Source organism: Streptomyces diastatochromogenes (assembly GCF_002242805.1).
GTDB lineage: Bacteria > Actinomycetota > Actinomycetes > Streptomycetales > Streptomycetaceae > Streptomyces > Streptomyces diastatochromogenes.
The window spans coordinates 1-24,285 of record NZ_MCGQ01000056.1 but is presented as its reverse complement, the minus strand read 5'-3'; the positions used below and the strand labels follow the sequence as shown (position 1 = coordinate 24,285).

14 protein-coding genes, 2 pseudogenes and 1 riboswitch are annotated in these 24,285 nt (G+C 72.6%); of the genes and pseudogenes, 7 read left to right on the top strand and 9 right to left on the bottom strand.

The genetic code is table 11. The annotated features are described in order from the left end of the window. Positions 1-331: 331 nt before the first annotated feature. Positions 332-880, bottom strand: a complete 549-nt coding sequence (locus BEK98_RS43390; protein WP_094222345.1) for a MarR family winged helix-turn-helix transcriptional regulator — start codon at positions 878-880, stop codon at positions 332-334. Between the two features lie 110 nt (positions 881-990). Between BEK98_RS43390 and BEK98_RS43385 the strand changes: the two genes are divergently transcribed. Further along, positions 991-2,280: an MFS transporter gene (locus BEK98_RS43385; protein ID WP_244202230.1), complete on the top strand. Its 1,290-nt coding sequence runs from the start codon at positions 991-993 to the stop codon at positions 2,278-2,280. A 139-nt stretch (positions 2,281-2,419) separates the two neighbouring features. On the opposite strand, the gene BEK98_RS43380 is transcribed toward BEK98_RS43385, so the two are convergent. Together BEK98_RS43380 and BEK98_RS43375 are read right to left on the bottom strand one after the other, a co-directional pair. After that, positions 2,420-4,075 (bottom strand): ATP-binding SpoIIE family protein phosphatase, encoded by a 1,656-nt coding sequence (locus BEK98_RS43380; protein ID WP_094222343.1) that lies wholly within the window; start codon positions 4,073-4,075, stop codon positions 2,420-2,422. Between the two features lie 130 nt (positions 4,076-4,205). Continuing rightward, on the bottom strand, positions 4,206-5,585 hold the full coding sequence (locus BEK98_RS43375; RefSeq protein WP_094222342.1) for an NAD(P)/FAD-dependent oxidoreductase: 1,380 nt from the start codon (positions 5,583-5,585) through the stop codon (positions 4,206-4,208). Between the two features lie 380 nt (positions 5,586-5,965). Between BEK98_RS43375 and BEK98_RS43370 the strand changes: the two genes are divergently transcribed. After that, positions 5,966-6,718, top strand: coding sequence for a TetR/AcrR family transcriptional regulator (locus BEK98_RS43370; protein WP_094222341.1), 753 nt, complete (start codon positions 5,966-5,968; stop codon positions 6,716-6,718). Between the two features lie 506 nt (positions 6,719-7,224). Then, complete coding sequence (locus tag BEK98_RS43365) at positions 7,225-9,132, top strand: sigma-70 family RNA polymerase sigma factor (protein ID WP_094222340.1); 1,908 nt, start codon at positions 7,225-7,227, stop codon at positions 9,130-9,132. Here the strand turns inward: BEK98_RS43365 and BEK98_RS43360 are convergent. Both BEK98_RS43360 and BEK98_RS43350 read right to left on the bottom strand, forming a co-directional pair. Then, the gene (locus BEK98_RS43360; protein ID WP_094222339.1) at positions 9,129-12,425 is read right to left on the bottom strand and encodes an AfsR/SARP family transcriptional regulator; all 3,297 of its coding nucleotides are present in this window, start codon (positions 12,423-12,425) and stop codon (positions 9,129-9,131) included. The genes BEK98_RS43365 and BEK98_RS43360 overlap by 4 nt on opposite strands. A gap of 375 nt (positions 12,426-12,800) precedes the next feature. Beyond that, positions 12,801-14,879 carry an asparagine synthase-related protein gene (locus BEK98_RS43350; RefSeq protein WP_094222338.1) on the bottom strand — a complete coding sequence of 693 codons (2,079 nt, stop codon included), beginning with the start codon at positions 14,877-14,879 and terminating at the stop codon, positions 12,801-12,803. Between the two features lie 734 nt (positions 14,880-15,613). On the opposite strand from BEK98_RS43350, the gene BEK98_RS43345 reads away from it, so the two are divergent. The 4 genes from BEK98_RS43345 to BEK98_RS43330 all read left to right on the top strand — a co-directional run bounded on the left by BEK98_RS43345 (position 15,614) and on the right by BEK98_RS43330 (position 20,672). After that, positions 15,614-17,038: an NsdA family TPR-like regulatory protein gene (locus tag BEK98_RS43345; RefSeq protein WP_094222337.1), complete on the top strand. Its 1,425-nt coding sequence runs from the start codon at positions 15,614-15,616 to the stop codon at positions 17,036-17,038. Between the two features lie 101 nt (positions 17,039-17,139). Continuing rightward, positions 17,140-18,351: an L-2-hydroxyglutarate oxidase gene (gene lhgO, locus BEK98_RS43340; RefSeq protein WP_094222336.1), complete on the top strand. Its 1,212-nt coding sequence runs from the start codon at positions 17,140-17,142 to the stop codon at positions 18,349-18,351. Positions 18,352-18,479: 128 nt separating this feature from the next. Beyond that, complete coding sequence (gene trmB, locus BEK98_RS43335; protein ID WP_094222335.1) at positions 18,480-19,322, top strand: tRNA (guanosine(46)-N7)-methyltransferase TrmB; 843 nt, start codon at positions 18,480-18,482, stop codon at positions 19,320-19,322. Positions 19,323-19,358: 36 nt separating this feature from the next. After that, positions 19,359-20,672, top strand: coding sequence for a PrsW family intramembrane metalloprotease (locus BEK98_RS43330; protein WP_094222334.1), 1,314 nt, complete (start codon positions 19,359-19,361; stop codon positions 20,670-20,672). A gap of 76 nt (positions 20,673-20,748) precedes the next feature. Here the strand turns inward: BEK98_RS43330 and BEK98_RS43325 are convergent, their stop codons facing one another. From BEK98_RS43325 to BEK98_RS50465, 4 genes and pseudogenes are all read right to left on the bottom strand, one after another. Beyond that, positions 20,749-21,693: an aldo/keto reductase gene (locus BEK98_RS43325; protein ID WP_094222333.1), complete on the bottom strand. Its 945-nt coding sequence runs from the start codon at positions 21,691-21,693 to the stop codon at positions 20,749-20,751. A 104-nt stretch (positions 21,694-21,797) separates the two neighbouring features. After that, a complete protein-coding gene (locus BEK98_RS43320; protein ID WP_094222332.1) occupies positions 21,798-22,832 on the bottom strand; it encodes a M23 family metallopeptidase in 1,035 nt (344 codons plus the stop codon). A gap of 9 nt (positions 22,833-22,841) precedes the next feature. Next, positions 22,842-22,999, bottom strand: a riboswitch (cyclic di-AMP (ydaO/yuaA leader). 253 nt (positions 23,000-23,252) lie between these two features. After that, a pseudogene (locus BEK98_RS43315) lies at positions 23,253-24,075 on the bottom strand (PP2C family protein-serine/threonine phosphatase); the annotation flags it as partial. 2 nt (positions 24,076-24,077) lie between these two features. After that, positions 24,078-24,264, bottom strand: a pseudogene (locus BEK98_RS50465) (hypothetical protein); the annotation flags it as partial. Positions 24,265-24,285 lie beyond the last annotated feature (21 nt).

Below are 24,285 nucleotides of genomic sequence, written 5' to 3'. Positions count from 1 at the left end.
CCTTTCCGGCGGTTCCGACTCTATCAGATCCTTTCGGCGTCTGACCCCCAGTCAGCGGGGCTTGTCTTCGCGGCTGTTGGGCCGTTCCGACGTCTCAAACCTTAGCGGATCCGCCCGGCGATTCCCAATCGGGCCGCCGAGTCCCTATTCGAATTGAATTCGGGCACGCCGAAATCAATCCCATCGGGAGATCGTGCTGGTGGAGTGAGGTGCCGCTCGAAGCGGCGGAGGTGCTGTCGAAGAACCGTTACGGCTCTGCGGCAACCCGGAGAACTTTACGGATCGCCCAGGGGTGTGTCAACCATCCCTGTCAAGATCTTTTATCGGTGCCTCAGTCCAGGTCGCTGAGGCGGCCGCCGGCGTCCGGCTGGGCGTGTTCCACCCGGCGGAGCAGCCTGGTCAGGACCTCGCCGAGCACCGCGCGTTCCGCTGGAGTGAGGTCCTGGAGCAGGTCCTCCTCGAAGACGCTCGCGAGACGCATCGCCTCCAGCCACTTCTCCCGGCCCTCGGGGGTCAGCTCGACGATCACCCGGACGCGGTTGGACTCGTCGCGCTCCCGGGTGACCAGCCCCTCGGTGACCATGCGGTCGATCCGGTGGGTCATGGCGGCCGGGGTGAGGCCGAGTCGCTTGGCGAGGTCGCTGGGGCCCATGCGGTACGGGACGCCGGAGAGGACCAGCGCCTTGAGGACCTCCCAGTCGGCGTTGCCGATGCCGAGGGCGGCGGTCTGGCGGCCGTAGGCGACGTTCATACGGCGGTTCAGCCGGGACAGTGCCGACACGATCTTCTCGACCTGGGGATCGAGGTCCAGGAACTCGCGCTGGTAGGCGGCGATCTGTTCTTCGAGCGTCGGCTCCGTGACGCCGGGGGTCTCGGACATGGCCGCAGTATCGCACGGAGCCACTTTGCCTTGAAGTCCTTCGATGTGTACTCTTTAGCTTCGAACTTTAGCTTTGAAGTCTTCACTCCTAACTAGTGAGAGAGGTGAACGTGACCAGGGCGATGGGCGCAGCGATGCGCCGGATCCACGTGGGCAACGCACTCAGCGCATTCGGGCTCGGCTTCACGGTCCCCTACCTGTACGTCTATGTGGCGCAGGTGCGGGGTCTGGGAGCCATGACGGCGGGACTCGTGCTCGCCGTCTTCGCCGTTGCCGCGCTGATCGTGCTGCCGTTCGCCGGTCGGGCGATCGTGCGGCGCGGCCCGCTGCCGGTCCTGCTCGCCGCCCTGGTCACCGCCGCGCTGGGCGCGCTGAGCCTCGGACTCGCCGGGAGCGCGGGTGCCGTACTGCTGTCCGCCGCGGCGCTCGGGGCGGGGCAGGCCGTGATGCAGCCCGCGCTGGCGACGATGATCGTGGACTGCTCGACCGCGGAGACCCGGTCGAGGGCGTTCGCGATGCAGTTCTTCCTGCAGAACCTGGGGCTCGGCGTCGGTGGACTCATCGGCGGTCACCTCGTCGACACCACGCGGGTCTCGTCCTTCACGCTGCTGTTCGCGATCGAGGCGGCGATGTTCCTGGTGCTGGTCGCGGTGATGGCGACGGTGCGGCTGCCGCACTCGCCGCGGATCGCCGACGCGCCCGCCGCTTCGGCGAAGGGCGGCTGGAAGCAGCTGCTCGGTAACCGGGCGATGGTGCAGCTGTGTGTGCTGGGCTTCGTGCTGTTCTTCGCCTGCTACGGGCAGTTCGAGTCGGGGCTGAGCGCGTACGGCGTGGAGGCCGCGGGGATATCCACCTCCGCGCTCGGTACGGCGCTGGCTGCGAACACGATGATGATCGTTGTCGCGCAGTTCGCCGTGCTGAAGTTCGTGGAGCGGCGTCGGCGGTCTCGGGTGATCGCCGGTGTGGGGCTCATCTGGGCCGTGGCCTGGCTTACGGCGGGGTACGCGGGGCTTGGGCACGGCAGCCAGGAGATGGCGACCGCTGCGTTCGTGTCGACGTACGCGCTGTTCGGGCTGGGTGAGGCGATGTTGTCCCCGACGGTTGCTCCGCTGGTGGCCGATCTGGCGCCGGAGGGGATGGCTGGGCAGTACAACTCTGCTTTTGCGCTGGTCAAGCAGCTTGCGTTGGCTGTTGGGCCGGCGGTGGGCGGGCCTCTCGGGGCCTCGCTGCATGCCCCGTACGTCGTGACCTTCCTGCTGTTCTCGCTGGGGATCACGGTGCTGGCGCTGCGGCTGGGGAGGCGGCTGACTGTCGCCCAGGATCAGCCGTGGGCTGCCGCGAGGAGCCGTGTGGTGGCCCGGGGTGGGGCCCCTGCGGAGCCGGTTGCCGCGGAGGCATAAGGCACCCGGCGTTGGCGCGGGCCGGGGGTGGGTGCGCTCGCCCGCGCTGGCGGGGCTGCAACCCCCTAGGGGCGCGGGGAACTGCGCGCTCAGCCCCCACTCGCCCGCACCCGAAAGACGGGCCGCAGCCCTACGGCGCCTAGCTCCTCGGCAGTAGGAACTCGCACCACACTGCCTTGCCCCCGCCCGGGGTTCTCCGCGACCCCCAGTTCGACGCGATGGTCGCCACGATGGCGATGCCCCTGCCCGACTCGTCGCCGGGCTCGGCTCGGCGGCGGCGGGGCAGGTGGTCGTCGCCGTCCGTCACCTCGATGATCAGGCGGCGGTCGGTGCGACGGAGCCGGAGTCGCATGGGTGGGGTGCCGTGCTGGAGGGAGTTGGCGACCAGCTCGCTCGTGGCCAGGACGCCCAGATCGTGCAGGTCGGCCGGGAAACGCCAGCTCGTCAGGACGCCGGAGGCGAACGCGCGGGCGCGAGGGGCCGCTTCCACGCCGCCGAGGAGTTCCAGGGCCGCGTTGCGGAAGAGGTCGCCCTCAGGGCCCGTACGAGCGGGGTGCTGGAGGACCAGGACGGCGACGTCGTCGTCGTGGTCGGCAGTGACGCCGGCCGAGCGGACCAGGCGGTCGCAGACGACCTGGGGGGTGCCGGTCGCGCCGGAGAGGGCGCGTTCGAGAGCGGCGATTCCCTCGTCCAGGTCCTCGTTACGGCGTTCGACCAGGCCGTCCGTGTAGAGGACCGCCGTGGAGCCGGGGCTCAGCGCGATCGAACCCGAGGCGTGCATCCAGCCGCCGGTGCCGAGCGGCGGGCCGGTGGGTTCGTCGGCGCGCACGACCGTGCCGTTCTCGTCGCGGACCAGGATGGGCAGATGGCCGGCGGAGGCGTACACCAGGCGGCCCTCGTTCGGGTCGTGGACGGCGTACACGCAGGTGGCGATCTGGTTGGCGTCGATCTCGGTGGCGAGGCCGTCGAGGAGTTGCAGGACCTCGTGCGGGGGGAGGTCGAGGCGGGCGTAGGCGCGGACCGCGGTGCGGAGCTGGCCCATGACGGCGGCGGCGCGGACGCCTCGGCCCATGACGTCGCCGATCACGAGCGCGGTGCGGCCGCCGCCGAGGGTGATCACGTCGTACCAGTCGCCGCCGACCGCGGCCTCCGTGCCGCCGGGCTGGTAGGTGGCGGCGATGCGCAGGTCGTCCGGCTGCTCCAGCTCCTGGGGCAGGAGGGAGCGCTGCAACGTCACCGCCGTCTCGCGCTGGCGGCGCTCGCTGGCGCGAAGGCGTTCGGCGGCCTCGGCGTGGTCGGTGACGTCGGTGGCGAAGACGAGAACCGCGCCGTCCGAGCCGTCGCCGCCGTCCTCGGCCACCGGCGTGCAGGTGAAGGTGTAGGAGCGGCCGTCGACGGCCTTGCGGGACTTCAGGGTGCGGGGCTTGCCGCTGCGCAGCACCTGGTCGAGGAGGGGCAGGAGGCCCAGTTCGGCGAGTTCCGGGAGCGCCTCGCGGGCCGGTGCGCCCGGGGGGCGTACGCCGAAGGCCGCCGTGTAGGCGTCGTTGACGTAGGCGATGCGGTGGTCGGGGCCGTGGACCAGGGCGACGAGGGCCGGGACGCGGTCGAGGACGTCGCGCGTGGGCAGTTCGTCGACGGCGGGTACGGACGGTGCCCCGTCGGCCGGTTGTTGTTCGGCGCGGGCCGCGGGCACGGAGCCATCCCCCCGCCGGTCCGGGGAGACCGCGGTCTCGGTCCGCGCTGCGGCGCGGCGCTGCGTTCCGGGGAGCCGGGCGCTCCAGCGCGTGAAGTTCACAGTGGGGAAAGCCTCGTGGGTGCTGAGGGCGGGCAGGTGCCCGTCCGAGGACGTGGGGCAGTCTGGCAGGTGGCCGTCCGCGGCGTTATCCGTCAGACGCCGGGGCGGGCCGGGTAGTTCCTGGGTCCGGTCAGGACGACCCCTTCGGGTTGTCCGAGGGGCTGTGAGGAGGCTTTCCACCGGCCGCGAGTTCGAACTCCGCTCGGGGATGTTCGAGCGAACCGAGCGAGACGATCTCCCGTTTGAAGAGCCCGGCCAGGGTCCATTCCGCCAGCACACGGGCCTTTCGGTTGAAGGTGGGCACCCTGCTGAGGTGGTACACGCGGTGCATGAACCAGGCAGGGTAGCCCTTCAGCTTGCGCCCGTAGACCTGGGCGACGCCCTTGTGCAGGCCCAGGGAGGCGACGGAGCCGACGTACTTGTGCGCGTACGTCTCCAGGGGTTCGCCGCGCAGCGCGTGGACGATGTTGTCGCCGAGGACCCTGGCCTGGCGGAGCGCGTGCTGGGCGTTGGGGGCGGTGTCGGTGCCGGGTTCGGCGGCGGTGACGTCGGGGACGGCCGCGGCGTCACCGGCGGCCCAGGCGTGCGGGGCGCCGTCGACGGTGAGTTCGGCGGTGCACTTGAGGCGGCCGCGCCCGTTGAGGGGCAGGTCGGTGGCGGCGAGCAGCGGGTGCGGTTTGACGCCGGCGGTCCACACGACCGTACGGGTCGGGAAGCGCTGGCCGTCGCTGAGGACGGCGACGCGGTCGGCGCAGGAGTCCAGGCGGGTGTCGAGCAGGACCTGGATGTTGCGGCGGCGCAGCTGGGTGACGGTGTAGCGGCCCATCTCCTCGCCGACCTCGGGGAGGATGCGGTCGGAGGCCTCCACGAGGATCCACTTCATGTCTTCCGGGCGGACGTTGTGGTAGTAGCGCGCGGTGTAGCGGGCCATGTCCTCGAGTTCGCCGAGTGCCTCGACTCCTGCGTAGCCGCCGCCGACGAAGACGAAGGTGAGGGCGGCGTCGCGGATCGCGGGGTCGCGGGTGGAGGAGGCGATGTCCATCTGTTCGATGACGTGGTTGCGCAGGCCGATCGCCTCTTCGACGGTCTTGAAGCCGATGCCGTACTCGGCGAGGCCGGGGATGGGCAGCGTCCGGGAGATCGCGCCGGGGGCGAGGACGAGTTCGTCGTAGCCGAGGAATTCGGCGGCCTTGCCCTCCTCGGTGGTGGCGAGCGTGGTGACGGCGGCGGTGCGCACCGCGTGGTCGATGGAGGTGACCTCGCCGACGACGACGTGGCACTGGTGCAGGACGCGGCGCAGCGGTACGACGACATGACGAGGGGAGATCGAACCTGCGGCCGCTTCGGGGAGGAACGGCTGGTACGTCATGTAGGGGTCGGGGGTGACGACAGTGATGTCGACCTCGCCCCGCCTCAGCTCCTGCTTCAACCTCCGCTGCAGACGCAGGGCCGTGTACATCCCGACGTAGCCGCCGCCGACAACCAGAATGCGCGCACGTTCCTTCACCATCCCATGACGCACCCGGCGCTGTTGTTTGTCCACAGCCCCGGCAATTTGTGTGACCGGCGAGCGGGTGTGCGCGGGGGCGGGTGCGCCGTCGGGACCGGGCGAAAGCGGGCAGGTCAGCAGGGGCGGGAGGGAGGGGGCGAAGGCGTGGAATCGGGACATAAATGACCCGTACTCCGATCGGGGGGCGCTCTGTGCGGAACCTGCCCCTTCTGAATTGACCCTCACTCAACTATGTTCGTGTGTCGACGGGGTGTAGGGAATGTGGTCGAACGGGTCCGCGACGGGCGGATCCGCTCGGGACCGATGCCAGTTCCGCGCACTCCGGTATTCAGTGGCGGGGAGAGTCTCCGGGGGGAGACGTCATTAACCGGGGGAAACACATGCATGTTCAGGACACTCATTGGTCATCGGCAGCCGCCCTCGCATCGGGCGGGCCGGCGGTGAGCGCGGCGGCGGGCAGCGGGCGCGCCGACGGGGCGCGTACGACGCCGCTGCGGGTGGACGCACAGCGCAATCTGGAGCACGTGCTGCGTGCGGCGCGTGAGGTGTTCGGCGAGCTGGGGTACGGCGCGCCGATGGAGGACGTGGCGCGGCGGGCTCGGGTCGGTGTCGGCACGGTGTACCGGCGCTTCCCGAGCAAGGACGTACTGGTCCGGCGGATAGCCGAGGAGGAGACCGCGCGGCTGACCGAGCAGGCGCGGGCCGCGCTCGGGCAGGAGGACGAGCCGTGGTCGGCGCTGTCCCGCTTCCTGCGGACGTCTGTGGCGTCGGGGGCGGGGCGGTTGCTGCCGCCGCAGGTGCTGCGGGTGGGGGTCGCGGACGAGGAGTCCAGCGGTTCTGCCGAGGAGGCTCGGGTGCCTCAGCAGCGGTCTCAGCCGGGTGCGGGTGAGCTGCGGCTGGTGTCGGAGTCGGGCTCGGACGACGGTGGGGCCGGTGCGCTGCTCGAGGTGGTGGGGCAGTTGGTGGACCGTGCCCGGGCGGCGGGTGAGCTGCGGGCGGATGTGTCCGTGGCGGATGTGCTGCTGGTGATCGCTACGGCGGCGCCGTCGTTGCCGGATGCGGCGCAGCAGGCTGCGGCTTCGGCTCGGCTGCTGGACATTCTGCTGGAGGGGCTTCGGTCTCGGCCGGCGTAGGGGGTTCGCGGGCTCGTCGGTCTCCTCGGCTTCGCCTTCGACGGATTGTGTTCCCACCCGCACCACCCGTGCGACTGGCGCGGTCGGGTGCGGGTGGCCCCTGTGGGGCGGATTCGCCGTCGGCGACTGCGGGAGCGTGAATCGGCCGCCATCCGGCAGGTGCCGTGCGGCTAGCGCGGGCAGGTGCGGGTGGCCCTTGTGGGGCCGATTCGCCGCCGGCGGCTGCGGGAGCGTGAATCGGCTGCCATCCGGCCAGGCGCCGTGCGGCTAGCGCGGGCGGGTACGAGTGGCCCCGGTGGGGCCGATTCGCCGTCGGCGAGTGGTGGAGTGTGGGGCTGACCGTCATGCGGCGGGACTTCGGTGCTTGCCGGGCTTGTTCGGTTGCTCGTGGTGACAAGTGCGCTCGGATGAGTGGATGGTGCGTACGGGCTGTGCTTGAACGAAAGACAATGTGGGACCCTGAGCCGTGACGGGTTGGGCTGGGCCGGTGTCGGGGGCTTTGCGCGATGGGCGTTGACGGGTGGGACGAGTCACGCGGTGACGGTGGCTCCGAGACCGGAGGGCTGACCTCGCCGCAGGTGCCGAGTCAGGGCGGGCGGGGCGGAGCGGCTGCGGCCAGGGTGCCCAGGGATGAGAGCGTGCCCGCTCAGCGTGGTGGCAGTGCGCTGCCTCCGCCCCGGGAAATGCCGTCCGCCGACGGTGAGTTGATCGAGCGGATGCGGGCGGGGGACGACTCCGCTTACGAGGAGCTGTACCGGCGGCACGCGGATGCGGTGCGCCGGTATGCCCGTACCTGTTGCCGGGACGGGCACACCGCGGACGACCTCACCGCCGAGGTCTTCGCCCGCATGCTGCAGGCGGTGCGCGGCGGGTCCGGGCCCGAGCACGCCGTACGGGCCTATCTGCTGACCTCCGTGCGGCGCGTTGCCGCGCACTGGGGCAAGTCCACGCGGCGCGAGCAGCTCGTGGACGACTTCGCCGTGTTCGCGCAGCAGGCCTCCCCGGGGTCCGAGGTGTCGGCCGGTGACACTCTGGACCTGGGCGCCGATGTGCGGGCCATGCACGAGGCCGAGCAGTCCATGGCGATGCAGGCCTTCCGCTCGCTGCCCGAGCGCTGGCAGGCCGTGCTGTGGCACACCGAGGTGGAGGACGAGTCGCCGAGCCAGGTGGCCGTCCTGTTCGGGCTGGACGCCAACGGCACCCGGGTGCTGGCGAGCCGTGCCCGCGAGGGGCTGAAGCAGGCCTATCTGCAGGCTCACGTCAGCGCCTCGCTCGCCGGCGACGAGGAGTGCGCCCGCTACGCCGACCAGCTCGGCACCTACGCCCGCCGCAAGTTGCGCATCCGCGCCGAACGGGGTCTGCGCAAGCACCTGGACGAGTGCGCCCGGTGCCGGCTGGCGGCCGCGCAGATCGAGGAAGTCGCGAGCGGGATCCCCGCGGTGGTGCCGGTCGCGGTCGTCGGCTGGTTCGGGGCCGCCGGGTATGCGAAGGCGCTCGGGATCATCGCCGGTGGCGCCGGGGTGGGTGCGGCAGGTGCCGCGGCCACCGCAGGCGGGTCCTCCGGTGGTGCGGGCGCGAGTGCGGGTGGTGGTGCGGCGGCCTCGGAAGGGCTCGGGGCGCCGTTGAAGGCCGGGATCGCGGCCGGTGTGGTCGCCGTGGCCACGACCGTGGTGGTACTGGCGCTGGTCAACGACAGCCATCCGGCCAAGGAAGTGGCCAAGCCGGCGGCGTCCCCTCCGGCCGTCCAGCAGCCGCAGCCGCCGACGCCCACACCCACACCCACGCCCGGCAAGAAGAAGCCCGCGCCGGTGCCGGTGGCGCTGGCCCCCGAGCCGCACCCCACGCCGACGCCGACTCCCTCCCTGAAGCCGACGCCCACTGCCACCCCGAAGCCGGCCCCCACACCCACCCCGACGCCGACGCCGAGACCCGAGCCGACCCCGACGCCCACACCCACCCCCACGCCGCCACCGGCTCCCGTCGTCTACGAGTGGAGCGATCTGCGGTACGACGTCAACGGCGACGGCACCCGGCCGGAGATGCGGCTGCGCGAGAGCAGCTGGGTGTGGCAGCGGTACGGGATGTCGATCGCCGGCAAGCAGTACGCGCGCGGTGTCACCGTGCACGGCCAGTCCTCCGTCACCATCGACCTCAACCGCCAGTGCACCTCCTACGACGCCCTGGCCGGTGTGGACGACCTGACTCTCGGCCTCGGCAAGGTCTCCTTCTCCGTCTACGCCGACGGGGTCCGGCTGTGGCAGTCCGGGATGGTCAAGGGCTGGGACGCGGCCGTGCCCGTCCATGTCGATCTGACCGGACGCGGGACCGTACGGCTCGTCGTGGAACCGCACAGCAACGTCTTCGACCGGGGCGCGCTGGCGGACTGGGCCGAGTCCCGGTTCACCTGCCGCTAGCGGGGACCACCGGCCCGGGTGATCGCCGGCGCCTCCAGTTCCCGTAGGACGTCCTCCGGGGTGAAGGACGCGCCCCGGGCTCGCTCGGCCGCGTAGCGGTCCGCAGGCAGCTCAGCTCGGGCCTCGGTGTCGATCCGCTCGGCCCGGGTGCGCTCCGGCTCGGGGCGCGGGTGGCCTGCGCGCCAGTGCTCGGCGGCCGCGAACAGCCGGACCGCGCCCGCCAGGTCTCCGAGCCTGGCCAGCAGGTCGGCGCCGATGTCCACCAGCCCCGCCGTGACCGACTCGGCGCAGCGCCGCTCCACCGCCTCCCGCAGTGCCTCGGCCACGATCGGCAGAGCCGGCCGGGGACCGGACTCGCCGGCCGTGAGCAGGGCCTCGACCATGCACAGGGCGGCCGTGAACTGCGGTGGTGGGGTGCCGCCCGCCGCGGCCGTGCAGGTCGCCTCGTACAGCTCCCGCGCGCGGGCCAGGTCGCCGTCGCTCACGGCGATGTGGGCCCGCATCATCAGGACGAACGCCCTTGACTCCGCCACCCCGTACCGGTCGGCGGCCGTGCCTGCCTCGTCCAGGGCCGCGAGGGCGCCCGCGCGGTCCCCGGAGCGGTAGGCGATATCGGCGAGCCGCGCCATGAGGAACGGCGACTCGGCGTAGGCGCCCACCTCGTAGGCGAGCCGCAGCGCCTCCTCGTACTCGCCGCGGGCCTCCTCGAACCTGCCGCGGGCCATGGCCGCCTCACCGGCCGCGCTGCACACCTGTGCCCGCATCCAGCGGTCCCCCGCGCGGCGGCTGAGGGCCCGCAGCTCCGCCAGGTCCTCGTCCACGCCGCGCAGGTTGCCCGGCGAGTCGACGACCATGTGGGTGCGGTACATCAGGGAGACGCCGATCTCCCAGTCCCCGCCGTGTCTGCGGCAGTTGGCGACCGCTGCGGCCATGTCGGGTTCCAGGTCGACCGGGCCGCCCAGGTAGTAGGCGGTCAGCGGCCAGACGATGCCGGGCAGGCGGGCGGCCTGCGGGCCGCCGTGCTCGAAGCCGGCCCGTACTCGCGCGATGTACTGCGGGGCCCGCTCGTCGGCCGTGAGGTTCGCCGTGCTCGTCTCGGAGGTCAGGAACAGGTCGAGCATCCGCAGGTCCATGCGCAGCTCGCGCAGCGGGTGGCCCGCCTCGCCGTCGGGTGCGGCGAGGAAGGCGCCGACCGGGTCGGCCGATTCCGTCAGCGTGGTGAGAGCGGCCTGTGCCGCGCCCTCGGGCAGGGCGTCGCGGGCGACGCCCAGGCGCAGCACCTGCCGTACCCACTCCACTGCTTCCTGGCGGTAGTTGCGCAGCCACCAGAACCAGCCGATCGCCAGGACGATCGCGCCGGCCTCCGCCTCGTCCCCGGCGCGCAGCGTGCGGTCCAGGGCCGCGCGGATGTTGTCGAGTTCGCCCTCCAGGCGGCCGATCCAGGGCAGTTGGGCCGCCGAGCGCAGCTGGGGCTCGGCCTGTTCGACCAGTGCGCGCACCCACGCGCGGTGCCGCCGTTCGGCCGCCACGCGCAGCTCGGGGAACTCGGCGGTGCGCTCGGTGGCGTACTCGTGGATGGTCTCCAGCATCCGGTACCGCATGCCGCCGAAGGAGTCGGAACCGTCCGGGGCGGCCACGACGAGGGACTTGTCCACGAGGGCGCCGATCAGCTCCGCCGCCGGGCCGGTGCACACCGCCTCGGCCGCCGTGAGGTCCCAGCCGCCGGCGAACACCGACACCTCGCGCAGCATCGTCCGCTCCCGCTCGTCGAGCAGGTCCCAGGACCAGTCGACCACCGCGCGCAGGGTCTGCTGGCGGGGCAGGACCGTGCGGCTTCCGGAGGTGAGCAGGCGGAAGCGGTCGTCCAGCCGGTCGGCGATCTGCCGCGGGGTGAGCAGCCTGAGCCGGGCGGCGGCCAGCTCGATGGCGAGCGGCAGCCCGTCCAGGCGGCGGCAGATCTCCGCGACGGCCTCGGTGTCGCGGAGCACCGCGTCGGCGTCGGGACGGACCGCCTGCGCGCGCTCCGCGAAGAGGCGGTGCGCCTGCTCGGGGACGAGGGGTTCGACCGGGCGCACCGACTCACCGGGGACGCCCAGGGGTTCACGGCTGGTGGCGAGGACCGTGAGCCCGGGGCAGTGGGTGAGGAGGGTCTCGGCGAGGGCGGCGGCCGCGCCGATGACGTGTTCGCAGTTGTCAAGGATCAAGAGTTGGCTGCGCGGGGCGCAGTACTCGATCAGCAGGGCCGTGGGGTCGGCCTGCGGGGTCGCCAGGTCGTTGGCCAGGAGCACGGTCTCGCGCAGACCGAGGGCGCTGACCACCGCGCCGGGCACCGCCTCCGGTCGGTCGAGCGGGGCCAGCTCGACCAGCCATGCCTGGGGCAGCCCTGCGGCGGCCTCCTCGGCGAGGCGGGTCTTTCCCGAGCCGCCCGGTCCGGTGAGGGTGACCAGGCGGGCCCTGTACAAGTCGGAACGAATGGCCTCAAGTTCTGGTTCCCGGCCGACGAAGGACGTCAGGCGGGGGCGGAGGTTGCCCGTCCGCTCCGGGGGGCGGGTGGGGGCCGGGGCGGGTGCGGGCGGTTCCTGCTTCAGCAACGACGCGTGCAGGGCCTTGAGTTCCGGGCCGGGGTCGGTGCCGAAGGTGTCGGCGAGGGTGCGGCGGGCGGACTCGTAGGCGGCGAGGGCGTCGGCGGGGCGGCCGGTGTCGCGCAGGGCGCGGATGAGGAGGGCGTGCAGGGGTTCGTCGTACGGGTGGGCGGTGGTCAGTTCCGTCAGATCCGGTACGACGTCCTGGGCGTGGCCCAGGCGCAGGCGGGCCTCGGCGCGGGCCCGGAGCGCCTCCAGGCGGAGCGCGTCCGGGCGGGCGGCGGCGGTGCGGTCGGGGAGGTCGGCGAGGGCGGGGCCGTGCCACAGGGCGAGTGCCTCGTCCAGGGCGTGGGACGCGGTGCGGGCGTCGTCGCGGTCCAGAGCCGCCGTGGCCGTGCGCACCAGGGACTCGAAGACGAAGAGGTCCACGTCGTCCTCGGTGGCGGCGAGGCGGTAGCCGCCGGGTTCCAGGGTCACGGTGTCCTTGCCGAGGGCCCTGCGGAGGCGGCCCACCAGGGCCTGGAGGGCGGCCGGGGCGTCCTCGGGCGGGTCGTCCGCCCAGACCTCCGCGATCAGGGTCTGGGGGGCGGTGACCCTCCCGGGGCGGAGCGCCAGTGCGGTGAGCAGCGCGCGCAGGCGGGGGCCGCCGACCGCTCTGCCGGTTCCCTGGTCGTCCTCCGCCTGGGTGACGCCCAGGATTCTGTACCGCACCGGGTCATTGTCGCGGGGGGTGTGGGGTTGGGCCACGGTGTTTCGGTGGCGGGGGTTTGGGGTGCGGGTCGGCTGGGCGCAGGTCCGGTACCGGCGCTGGATCGGTACCCGGAGCTGCGGTGGGCCAGGGGCGGGTTTCGCTCGCCCGCGCCGGCGGGGTGCCGCTGCGCCCACCCGTGCCGCCCCAGCGGCACGACTGCCCGCAGCTACGGCGGCATGTCAGACCGCGGTCGATCGGCTGCGACTGCGTAGGACTGCGGCGCCCATGCAGCCGACGGGGCTGCAACTCCCCAGGGGCGCGGGGAACTGCGCGATCAGCCCCCACCTGCCCGCACCCGGCATACGGGCCGCAGCCACGGCAGAGCGGCCGCAGGCTCACGCTCCTGAGGCCAAGGCGCTTCTTCTTGGGGTGATGCCGGAGGGGACCGCGCGGGCTCGGGCCGGGGTGCCTGTCCAGCAGGTGCCTCGGCGGGAGAGGAGGCGGCGGAGCCAGAGTTCGAGGGAGATCAGGTCGGCGAGGCCGTCCAGGGGGAGGGGTTCGCCGGATGCCGCCGCGCGCAGGGCCTTGCGGACCACTCTGGCCTCCACCAGGCCGGCATCGGCGAGGAGGGGGGTGGAGAAAAGGTCCATCAGGGGGTCCGCCGCCACGCGCAGGCCCGCGCGCGCGGCCGCCGCGGAGGAGCCGTGGGAAGGGGTGCCCCAGCCGGGCGGGAGGTTGGTGACGCCGGCGCCCTCCAGGACCGTGCGCAGGACGGCGGAGCGGGCTCCGGGCTGGACGCGCAGGGCCTCGGGGAGGGCGCGGCAGGCGCGGACGACCTGGTTGTCGAGGAAGGGCGCGTGCAGGCGCTGGGAGCGGATCTCGGCGGCCTGCTCCAGGACGCGCAGGTCGGCCGCGTGGCGGGCCAGCACCGCACGCGCGCGGAACTCGCCGGGGCGCGAGGCGGAGCCCCCTGAGGAGCGCTCCGCCTCGGCCTGGAGCAGAACCGATACTTCAGCCAGTGCCTCCCCGGTCAGCCAGCGCGCCGCCGGCCCCGGTCTCCCCCAGGTCAGCGCGGCGAGGGACGCGCCGACCGCACCACCGGGCTCGTCGAAGCGGCGCCGGATCAGCCGCTCGGCGAGCAGCTCCAGGCCCGCCCGGTACGGGGTGCGCGCCAGCCGCCGGGCCGCGCCGTACACGCGCGCGGGGACCATCACCGAGCCGTCGGCCCGGGCGAGCGCCGCGACCGGCCGCACCAGGTGGCGCCGTTTGCGGTCCATGAGGAGGTCCGCGAGGCGGGCGGGGTGGGCGTCCAGGACCTGGCGGGCGCCGTGGCCGGTGAAGTGGTCGGCGCTGCCCGCGGCGAGCCGCGCGCGGTGGCGGGCGGCCGTGACCAGGGAGGGGCCCGGCTCGTCGGTGAGGGGGCCGTCGAGGTCGGCGTACGGCAGGGTCTCCTCGCCGCCGGTCACCACCACGTGGTGCAGGCGCGGGTTGGCGGCGAGGGCTCCCGCGCGCTCCAGTTCGGCTTCGCGGCCGCCGACGGCCAGGTCGTTGAAGGTGACGGCGAGCAGCCGCTCGCCCGCGCCTGTGCCGTGGCCGAGCAGCGTGCCCGGCCGGCCGGGCAGTCCGGCGGCCAGCAGCGCCAGCGAGCCGGAGGCCGGTCCGCCGGACAGGTCGGCGCCGATCCCCGGTACCGGCATCCCGCGCGCGGCCCGCCGCTCCGCGGGGCCCATGCCCGGCACCGGCCCGGGGTCGAGGTCGGGCACGTGCCGCGGCGCCGACAGCCGGGCGCGTACCGCCTCGACGAGCGCGTCCCGTACGGCGTCCACGGCGCGGTCGGGGTCGGCCGGGGGCGCGGCCACCGCCAGGGAGGCGACCGGCTCGTACCCGGCGATCTCTCGCGCCCCGGCGCGCAGCACGAGCGCATGCCCTGGGGGAATGCGCCGTACGCCGTCGTACGGGGTGGTGTCGCGCAGGGCGGCCGGTACGTCGGGGGCGGCGAGCAGGGCCGCCAGGTGGCCGAAGTCGAGGTTGGCCTCGATGAGGTCGGCGAGCGGCAGCGCGGCCGTGGCGTAGGCCGTGCCGCCGGCCCAGGGGGTGTGGAACACCGGGCGGGCGCCCGCGAGATCGCCGCAGACGGTGATCCGGCGGCCCACCTGGACGACGGCGGTGTAGCTGCCGGGCCAGGTGGTCAGATGGCGCAGTGCGCCCCCGCGCGCGGTGAACAGTCCGCGCCGCAGCTCCTCGTCGGTGGCGCCGCAGGTGCCGAGGACGGCGATCCGGTTCTGCGCGTCGGCCTTCACCACGCGCACCTCGTCCGGGCGCCAGTCGCCGACGGCCCACAGGGGATCGGGGTCGCCCCACAGGAGGTGGGAGCCGACCGGGTGCAGGGTCTCGCCGTCGTATCCGGTGGCGCCCGCGGAACCGATTCCGGCGGCGCCCGTGGCGGTGCTGCTCCAACCCACCAACCACCGCATCGACGCCTCCACAGGCTGTGGACAACATGTGCACCGCAGGAACCGGGTCCCCATGCTGCCATGAAGAACGCGCTGTGGAGGGGCGGTGGCGCCGCCTTCGATCGAGGGAAACCCGCGAGGGTGGGCGCGGGCGGGCCAGGGGTGGACGGGTGAACGCCCGTACGACGCGCGGCGGATGACCGCGGAGCACCAGGTGGGTGCGACGCGAATGCGCCCCCGGTATGCGCCCCGAAAACGCCCTTCGCGCCCTCAAGTCCCGTGGTGGGAGCGGGAATCGCCCGTCGAGGCCTGGGTCGATTTTCAGCCAAATCGACGGCGGCCCCGCGAAATCGAGCACGCTCCGTACAGGCCTGCGGAGCGCCCGGCGGCACCGGAACGCGCACAGTCCGGGAGGCGGGCATCGCCTCCCGGACCGGTCCGCCACCCGCGGGGATGAAGGTGGCGGTGTCCCCCAGCCCACTGGATCCAGTACAGCGGGCCGACCCACGCAAGAGCCATGGAACCGCTCCCCCGGTGGCCGGAGAAGAGCGCACGGGCGGGCGCACGGCCACACGGGCGGGGGCACGCCGCGACAGCGTGTGCACGGTGCGTACAGGGCCGCACTCCCGTACGGACCACAATCCCGCCATCCGGAACAATGCCCCTTAACGCTTGGGATGCGGCGAACTACGCTGGGTTTACGAATGCCGCACGGTTATGCCAGCGCGGCAGCCGTCTGTGTCGAGGGGTGGCGCATGTCCAGGGAGCAACGCGGGCCGAACGAAAAACTCGGCGCCGTTCTCGCCCTCGCGGGAATCAGCAACGCAGGCCTCGCGCGACGCGTCAACGACCTTGGCGCTCAACGCGGGTTGACACTTCGCTACGACAAGACCTCGGTGGCGCGCTGGGTGTCGAAGGGGATGGTGCCGCAGGGAGCGGCGCCGCACCTCATCGCGGCCGCCATCGGCCAGAAGCTCGGCCGCCCGGTGCCGCTCCACGAGATAGGCCTGGCGGACGCGGATCCCGCACCCGAAGTCGGCCTCGCCTTCCCGAGAGACGTGGGACAGGCGGTGAAGTCGGCCACCGAGCTGTACCGGCTCGACCTCGCCGGGCGCCGGGCCGGCTCCGGCGGCATCTGGCAGTCGCTCGCCGGGTCGTTCGCAGTGAGCGCGTACGCAACGCCTGCCTCGCGATGGCTGATAACCCCCGCCGACAGCTCGGTCGCGCGGGAGGTGAACTCCGCCGAGGACTCCGGCGCACCGATCAAAGTCGGCCACAGCGATGTGCAGAAGCTGCGGGAGGCCGCGGAGGACGCCAGGCGCTGGGACTCCAAGTACGGAGGCGGCGACTGGCGTTCGTCGATGGTGCCGGAGTGCTTAAGGGTGGAGGCGGCGCCGCTGCTGCTCGGCTCGTACTCCGACGAGGTCGGCCGCGCCCTGTTCGGGGCCACTGCCGAACTCACCCGGCTCGCGGGCTGGATGGCCTTCGACACCGGTCAGCAGGAAGCGGCGCAGCGGTACTACATCCAGGCGCTGCGGCTCGCGCGCGCGGCGGCCGACGTCCCGCTCGGGGGCTATGTGCTGGCCTCCATGTCGTTGCAGGCGACGTACCGGGGCTTCGGCGACGAGGGTGTCGATCTGGCGCAGGCCGCCCTGGAGCGCAACCGGGGGCTGGCGACCGCGCGCACGATGAGTTTCTTCCGGCTGGTCGAGGCGCGGTCGCACGCGCGCGCGGGGGATGCGCAGGCCGCCGGCACTGCGCTGAAGGCCGCCGAGGGGTGGCTTGAGCGGTCACGGGAGGGTGACAACGATCCTTCTTGGCTTGGTTTCTATGGATACGACCGTTTTGCCGCTGATGCTGCGGAGTGCTACCGGGATCTGAAGGCGCCTCGGCAGGTGCGGAGGTTCACCGAGCAGGCCCTCTCCAAGCCGACGGAGGAGTTTGTGCGGTCGCACGGGCTGCGGCTCGTCGTTTCCGCCGTCGCCGAACTGGAGTCGGGGAATCTGGACGCGGCGTGCGAGCAGGGGGTGCGGGCCGTGGAGGTGGCCGGGCGGATCTCCTCTGCTCGGACCACGGAGTATGTGAAGGATCTTCTGCACCGGCTGGAGCCGTACGGTGATGAGCCGCGGGTGGTGGAGCTGCGGGAGCGGGCTCGGCCGTTGTTGATGGCGCCGGCGTGATGGCTCCGACGTGACGGCTTCGGCGTAAACGCACGGAACACCCGCCCGCGTTTGAAGGCGCTGTCAGTGGCGCAGTGCACTATCGAGGTGGGAGGTGGTGCATGGTGCGGGACGGTGCGTACGACTGTGACGTGCTGGTGGTCGGGGGCGGGATCGTCGGGCTGTCCACGGCGTATGCGATCACGCGGGCCGCGCCGGGGACACGGGTGACCGTGCTGGAGAAGGAGCCGGGGCCTGCCCGGCACCAGACGGGACGCAACAGCGGGGTCATCCACAGCGGGATCTACTACCGGCCGGGCTCGCTGAAGGCGCGGTACGCGGTGCGGGGCGCGGCCGAGATGGTGAAGTTCTGCGCCGAGTACGGCATCGCGCACGCCGTCACCGGCAAGCTGATCGTCGCCACCGAGCGCGAGGAGCTGCCGCGGCTGCACTCGCTCGTCCAGCGCGGGCGGGAGAACGGGATCCCGGTGCGCGAGCTGGGCCCCGCGCAGATCGGCGAGTACGAACCGGAGGTGCGGGGGCTCGCGGCCATCCACGTCGGTACGACCGGGGTGTGCGACTTCGTGGGCGTCGCCCGGCAGCTGGCGCGGGCCTCGGGGGCGGAGATCCGGTACGGGGCCCGGGTCGTACGGGTGGACCGACGGCCGGAGCGGGGTGTGGCCGTGCTCACCGCGGCCGGGGACGTCGTACGCGGGCGGGTGCTGGTGAACTGCGCCGGGCTGTACTGCGACGAGGTGGCGCGGCTGACCGGGGACGAGCCCGGGGTACGGATCGTGCCGTTCCGGGGGGAGTACTACGAGCTGGCGCGGCCCGAGCTGGTGCGGGGGCTGGTGTATCCGGTGCCGGACCCGGCGTTTCCGTTCCTCGGCGTGCATCTGACCCGCGGGATCGACGGGGGCGTGCACATCGGGCCCAATGCGGTGCCGGCGCTGGCCCGGGAGGGGTACGGGTGGGGGGTCGTACGACCCCGGGAGCTGGCCGGGACGGTGGCGTGGCCGGGGTCCTGGGTGATCGCCCGGCGGCACTGGCGGTACGGGGCGGGGGAGCTGCGGCGGTCGGTGTCCAAGGGGGCGTTTCTGGAGGCGGTGCGGAGATTGCTGCCCGTGGCGGAGGAGGGGGATCTGGTGCGGGCCCCTGCCGGGGTGCGGGCGCAGGCGGTGTTGCGGGACGGGACGCTGGTGGACGACTTCCTGATTCGTGAGGGGGCTCGGGCTGTGCATGTGCTCAATGCCCCGTCTCCGGCGGCTACCGCTTCGCTGCCGATCGGCCGGGAGGTGGGGCGTCGGGCGTTGGAGATGCTCGGGGCGCTGTAGTGCCGTCCCAGGGGGCTCCGCCCCCTGGACCCCCGTTTGCCCACCCGCCCGCCCGACTCGGTGGGTCGAGAAGGTGCCGTGCCGCCTCGGCTCGGCGCGGCGAAGAGGGGCCGTAAAATCGAGGCACTGTGTCTGACTCCCTTAATGCCCCCGAAGCCTCCCGGTCCGGTGTTCCCGAGCCGGTGTCCTCGCATGTTCCCGGTGTGTCCGTTCGGCACAGTCGGGCCAAGGGGGAGCCGCGGTTTCCGGATGGGCCCAAGGCTGATCCCGCCGGGTCGCACTTCGAGCGGCGGATCCGGAGTTTTCAGCCGCGTCGGAGCCGGGTGACGGCCGGGCAGGCGGATGCGCTGCAGCGGCTGTGGCCCCAGTGGGGGCTGGACATCGACGGGCGGCAGGTCATCGATCTCGGCGAGCTGTTCGGGAACGACAAGCCTGTCGTGCTGGAGATCGGGTTCGGGATGGGCGAGGCCACCGCGCAGATGGCCGCGGGAGATCCTGACACCAACATCCTGGCCGTGGACGTGCACACTCCGGGGCAGGGGAATCTGCTCAATCTCGCCGAGCAGAACGGACTGTCCAACGTCCGGGTCGCCAACGGCGACGCGATCATCCTGCTCCGGGAGATGCTCCGGCCCGACTCGCTCGACGGGCTGCGGGTCTACTTCCCGGACCCCTGGCCCAAGAAGCGGCACCACAAGCGGCGGCTGATCCAGCCCGAGTTCCTGGCGCTGGCCGCGACCCGGCTGAAGCCGGGGGCGATCGTGCACTGCGCGACCGACTGGGAGCCGTACGCCGAGCAGATGCTCGAGGTGCTCGCCGCGCATCCGGACTTCGAGAACACCCAGGCCGACGGCGGTTTCGCGCCACGTCCCGAGTTCCGGCCGCTGACCCGTTTCGAGGGGCAGGGACTGGACAAGGGACATGTGGTGAACGATCTGCTGTTTCGTCGCGTACCGCATCAGCAGCAGTAGCAGCCCCTTCGTCCTGTCCTCGTTAGGGTCGATGCCGTGGCCATCAGTCCTCCGTACCCGACCTACTCCCCCGGCCCCGACCCCGTGTCGCGGAGCGGAGCGCATCCGCACTGGTGGCAGCGCCGGTGGGTGCGCTACGGGGCGCTGATCACGCTGCTGGCGCTGTCCGGGCTGGTCATCCTCGCTCTGGTGCGCCGGCAGACCGGCACGGAGGGCTTCCTGGTCGGGCTGGGGCTCGCCGTCCTGCCCGTGCCCTGGCTCATAGCCGCCTTCCGCTGGCTGGACCGGGTCGAACCGGGCCCCTGGCGGAATCTGGTCTTCGCGTTCGCCTGGGGCGCCTGCGCGGCGGCGCTGATCGCCATCGTCGCCAACAGTTTCGCCACCAAGTGGATCGCCACCTCGACCGCCGACCCGGCCAGTGCCGACACCCTCGGCGCGACCGTGATCGCGCCCATCGTGGAGGAGTCCGCCAAGGCCGCGGCCGTGCTGCTGGTCTTCCTCTTCCGCAGACGGGACTTCACCGGGATCGTCGACGGGGTCGTGATAGCCGGGGTCACCGCCACCGGGTTCGCGTTCACCGAGAACATCCTCTACCTGGGCACGGCCTTCGGGACCGACCAGCTCACCGGCGACCGCGGCATCGCCTCCGTCACCGCCGCCACCTTCTTCGTGCGCATCGTGATGTCCCCGTTCGCGCATCCCCTGTTCACCGTGCTCACCGGCATCGGCTTCGGCTTCGCCGCGCTCTCCACGGAACGGCAGCACACCCGGCGCGTACTTCTTCCGCTCGGCGGACTGCTGCTCGCGATGAGCATGCACGCCTTCTGGAACGGCTCCTCGACCTTCGGCGAGTTCGGGTTCTTCGCCGTCTACGGCGCCTTCATGGTGCCCGCCTTCGGGCTGCTGACGTGGCTCGCGATCTGGACGCGGCAGCGGGAGCTGCGGACCGTGCGGGAGGAGCTGCCGGCGTATGTCCACGCTGGGTGGCTGGGGCCGGCCGAGCCGTTCGTGCTCGGGTCGATGCGGGCGCGGCGGACGGCCCGGAACCACGCCCGCCGGTACCTCGGGGGGCGTCCCGCGGCTCGGGCCGTGGCGCAGTACGAGGCGTACGCCACCTCTCTGGCGTTCCTGCGGCACCGGGGGCGGCGCGGGCGGGCCGGAGCCGACTTCGTCGTACGGGAGCGGGAGTTGCTGGCCCAGTTGTGGCAACGGAGGGACGTCGCCCGGCCTGCGCTGGAGTATGCGGCGCGGGTGGCTGCGCCGGCTCGGCCGTTGTACGGGGCGCCGGCGCCTTACTGGTACGGCTATCCGGCGGCGCCCCACCCTGCCTACAACCCGTATCGGTCGTAGCCGCGCCGGTCGCGGAGAGTTCGGCACCGCCGGAGTGCGCCGTCGTGGCTGAGCAGCGTTGCGGCGGAGAGAAGGGTCAGGCGGATGCTTCCGTCAGCTGCTTCAGTTCCCCGTCCGTCAGCCGCAGCTCCGCCACCCCCAGCAGCGCCGGAAGCTGGTCCACCGTCCGGGCCGACGCGATGGGGGCCGTCACCGTCGGCTGGGCGGCCAGCCAGGCGAGGGCGACCGTGGGGACGGGGGCCTCGTGGGCAGTGGCGATCTCGTCCAGGGCCGTGAGGACCTGCTGGCCGCGCTCGGTCTCGAGGTGCTTGGCGGCGCCCTGGGCCCGCGCGCTCTCGACCGTCGTACCGGGGCGGTACTTGCCGGTGAGGAAGCCGGAGGCGAGGGCGAAGTACGGGACCGCCGCGAGGCCCGCACGGGCGGCGAGGTCCTGCAGCGGGCCCTCGTAGGTGTCGCGGGAGACCAGGTTGTAGTGGGGCTGGAGGGCGACGTAGCGGGCCAGGCCCTCGCGGTCGGAGAAGTCCAGGGAGGCCTGGAGGCGCTCCGCCGAGATGTTCGAGGCGGCGATGTGCCGGACCTTGCCCGCCTTCACCAGTTCGTCGAGCGCGCCGATGATCTCCTCGACCGGCACCTCGGGCTTGTCGAAGTGGGTGTAGTAGAGGTCGATGTAGTCGGTGTCCAGGCGGCGCAGGGAGGCGTCGGCGGCCGCCTTGATGTTGGCCGCGCTCAGGCCCTGGTACTCGGGGTGCTGGCTGACCTTGGTCGCGATGACGACGTCGGAGCGGTTGCCGCGGGCCTTGACCCACTTGCCGATGATCGTCTCGGACTCCCCGCCCTTGTTGCCCTCGATCCACGCCGAGTAGGCGTCGGCGGTGTCGACGAAGTTGCCGCCGGCGGCCGTGTAGGCGTCGAGGACGGCGAAGGAGGTCGCCTCGTCGGCGGTCCAGCCGAAGACGTTGCCGCCGAGGGCGAGCGGGAAGACCTCGAGGTCGGAGGAGCCGAGTTTGCGCAAAGAAGTCATGCTCTACGTCAACACCGGCGGCGGATGATCGCATTCCGTCCGCCGGTGCCAAGTTCCCGCACAGCAGGCCCCGTCAGGAGAAAGACCTGTCAGGGGAGGATCTGTCAGGGGTTGAGGCCCTTGCCGCGCAGCCACGTCATCGGGTCGATGCCGGTGGCCTGGCCGCCCGGGTGCACCTCCAGGTGGAGGTGCGGGCCGGTGACGTTGCCGGTGGCGCCGACGCGGCCGATGACGTCGCCGGTGCCGACCTTCTGGCCGACGGAGACGCTGATCGAGGACTGGTGGCAGAACCACAGCTCGGTGCCGTCGTCGAGGGTGAGGATCGTGCGGTAGCCGTAGGAGCCGGCCCAGCCCGCCTCGGTGATCGTGCCGCCGTGGATGGCCTTGATGAGCGTGCCCGTGGGCGCGGCGAAGTCGAGGCCGGTGTGGTAGCCGGAGGACCACATCGAGCCGGCCTGGCCGAAGGTGCCGGTGATCGTGTACGAGACGACCGGCAGCTTGTACTGCTTGGCCAGGGCGGCCAGGCGCTCAGCCTCGGCCTTCTTCTTGGCGGCGGCCTCCGCCTCCGCCTTGGCGTCGGCGGCCTTCGCGGCGGCTTCCTTCTCCGCCTTGGCGGCCGCGTCGGCGACCTGCTTGTCGGCGGCGGCGACGGCGGCCGCGGTGGCCTTTCTGTCGACCTTGCTCTGCTGTTGCTCGGCCTGGGCCATGATCCGGTTGCGCAGGGCCTCGCCCGCGTCGCCCTGGTCGCTGTCGGCGGAGGTCGTGCCGATGTTGCTCAGCGAGGCCGTGGTGGCCTTGGGCGCGTCGGAGGCGGAGGAGTCGTCGCCGAACAGGGAGCCGACGGAGTCCAGGTCGGGCATGGAGATGGAGACCGGCGGCTTGCCGGTGTTGGCGCTGGCCATGCCGCCCGCGCCGACGGCGGCGATGACACCGACGCCGAGGACCGTGGAGCTGCGGGCGAGTCCGCCGCCGCGCTGCTTGGCCACGCGGTGCCGACCGCGTACCGGCTGTATGGACTCCTCGGTGGGGTTCCACTCCTCCCAGGGGCCCTCGTCGGTGTTCCGGGCGCCGAAGTAAGCGAAGGTCTCGGTCTCACTCGGCATGAACGGGGCTTCTGGGGCAGGCCGGTTGGACGCCACGAAGGCGCACTCCTTTCCTTCCTCCGCCTACCGGGTTAGCTGACGGGTTCGGAGCAGGAAGGTCTCCTACGCGCGTATACCTGCCGTGCTTCCACGGCGGCATCCGCGTGATTCACCCCAAGGTGGTGGTTCCCCGGTTCCCTTGCGGGATTCGGCGCGTGCGCACGGAGCCGCCTCTTGTGACGGCTGGGACGACCGCGCTGCGTTATCGAACGTTAATAGACCCGGACGTCAGATTCCAAGCCGTTCCACTTGATCGTTAACGGCTTTCGGGGTGGACGTAGGGGGCACGACCGGTGGAAAACGGGCGAGTTGACCGGCGCTCAGGAGTCTCGGCGGTTTTGATGGTGTCTCAGATGTTATGCGGAGGGCTTTCGTACGATCACCTTGGGTGACAGCGGGGTGCGGCGGGTCCGGGTGTCAGGGGCGCCGTACGGCCAGCAGCGCCATGTCGTCCGTCATGCCGCCCCCGGAGTGCCGGCGTACCTCCGCGGCGAGGCGGCCGAGCAGGGAGCGGGGGTCGGGGAAGCGGCGTCCGGCGAGCCGGCGCAGGGGGTCGTAGAAACGGCCGTGGGCGTCGCGGGCCTCGGACAGGCCGTCGGTGTAGAGCAGCAGGGTGGCGCCGCTCGGGAAGCCGGACTCGGTCGCGCGGTCGGGCCACCGGCCCAGGTCGGCCATGCCCAGCGGCAGCGCGGGCTCGGGCGCGGCCAGGGTGCGCAGGGTGCCGTCGTGGTGCAGGAGCAGGGGTGGCGGGTGGCCGCGGTTGACGATGCGGACGATGCCGTCGTCGCTGCCGTCGCTGCTGCCGCCGTGTGGGAGTTCGGCGAGGACGGCGGTGGTGAAGCCCTCGAAGGCGTCGATCCCGTCCTGCCGGGTTCGCTCGCGGGCCAGCGCCCGCTCCAGCCGCTGGGCCACCGCCTCCAGCGTGGTCTCCTGCTCTGCGGCCTCCCGGAACGCCCCGATCACCACGGCGACGGCGGCGACCGCGCCCATGCCCTTGCCGCGTACGTCCCCGACGACCAGCCGTACGCCGTGCGGGCTGTCCTGCACCGCGTACAGGTCTCCGCCGATGAAGGCGTCCTCCTGTGCCGCCTCGTACCGGGCCGCGATGTCGAAACCGGCGATACGGGCGTCCGGTTCGGGCAGGACGGCCCGCTGGGCGGCCTCGGCGATCTCCCGGGCGGAGGCGAGCCGGCGGTCGCCGAGGCGCAGGACGCGGTTGATGGCGGCGGCCAGCAGGGCGNNGGACGTGTACGGCGACGGTGGCGACCAGCGCGGCGAGACCGGTGAGGAGCGTGGTGCGCAGCGACGACAGGGGCGCGGCGATCAGCGGGGCGGCCGTGAAGAAGGGCACGGCGGTGAAGACGCGGGGGGTGAGGAGGTCGTAGACGATCCCGGCGGCGATCAGGAGAGCGGGCAGGAGCCGGGCCAGGGTGCGGGGGGTGTGGTGGTG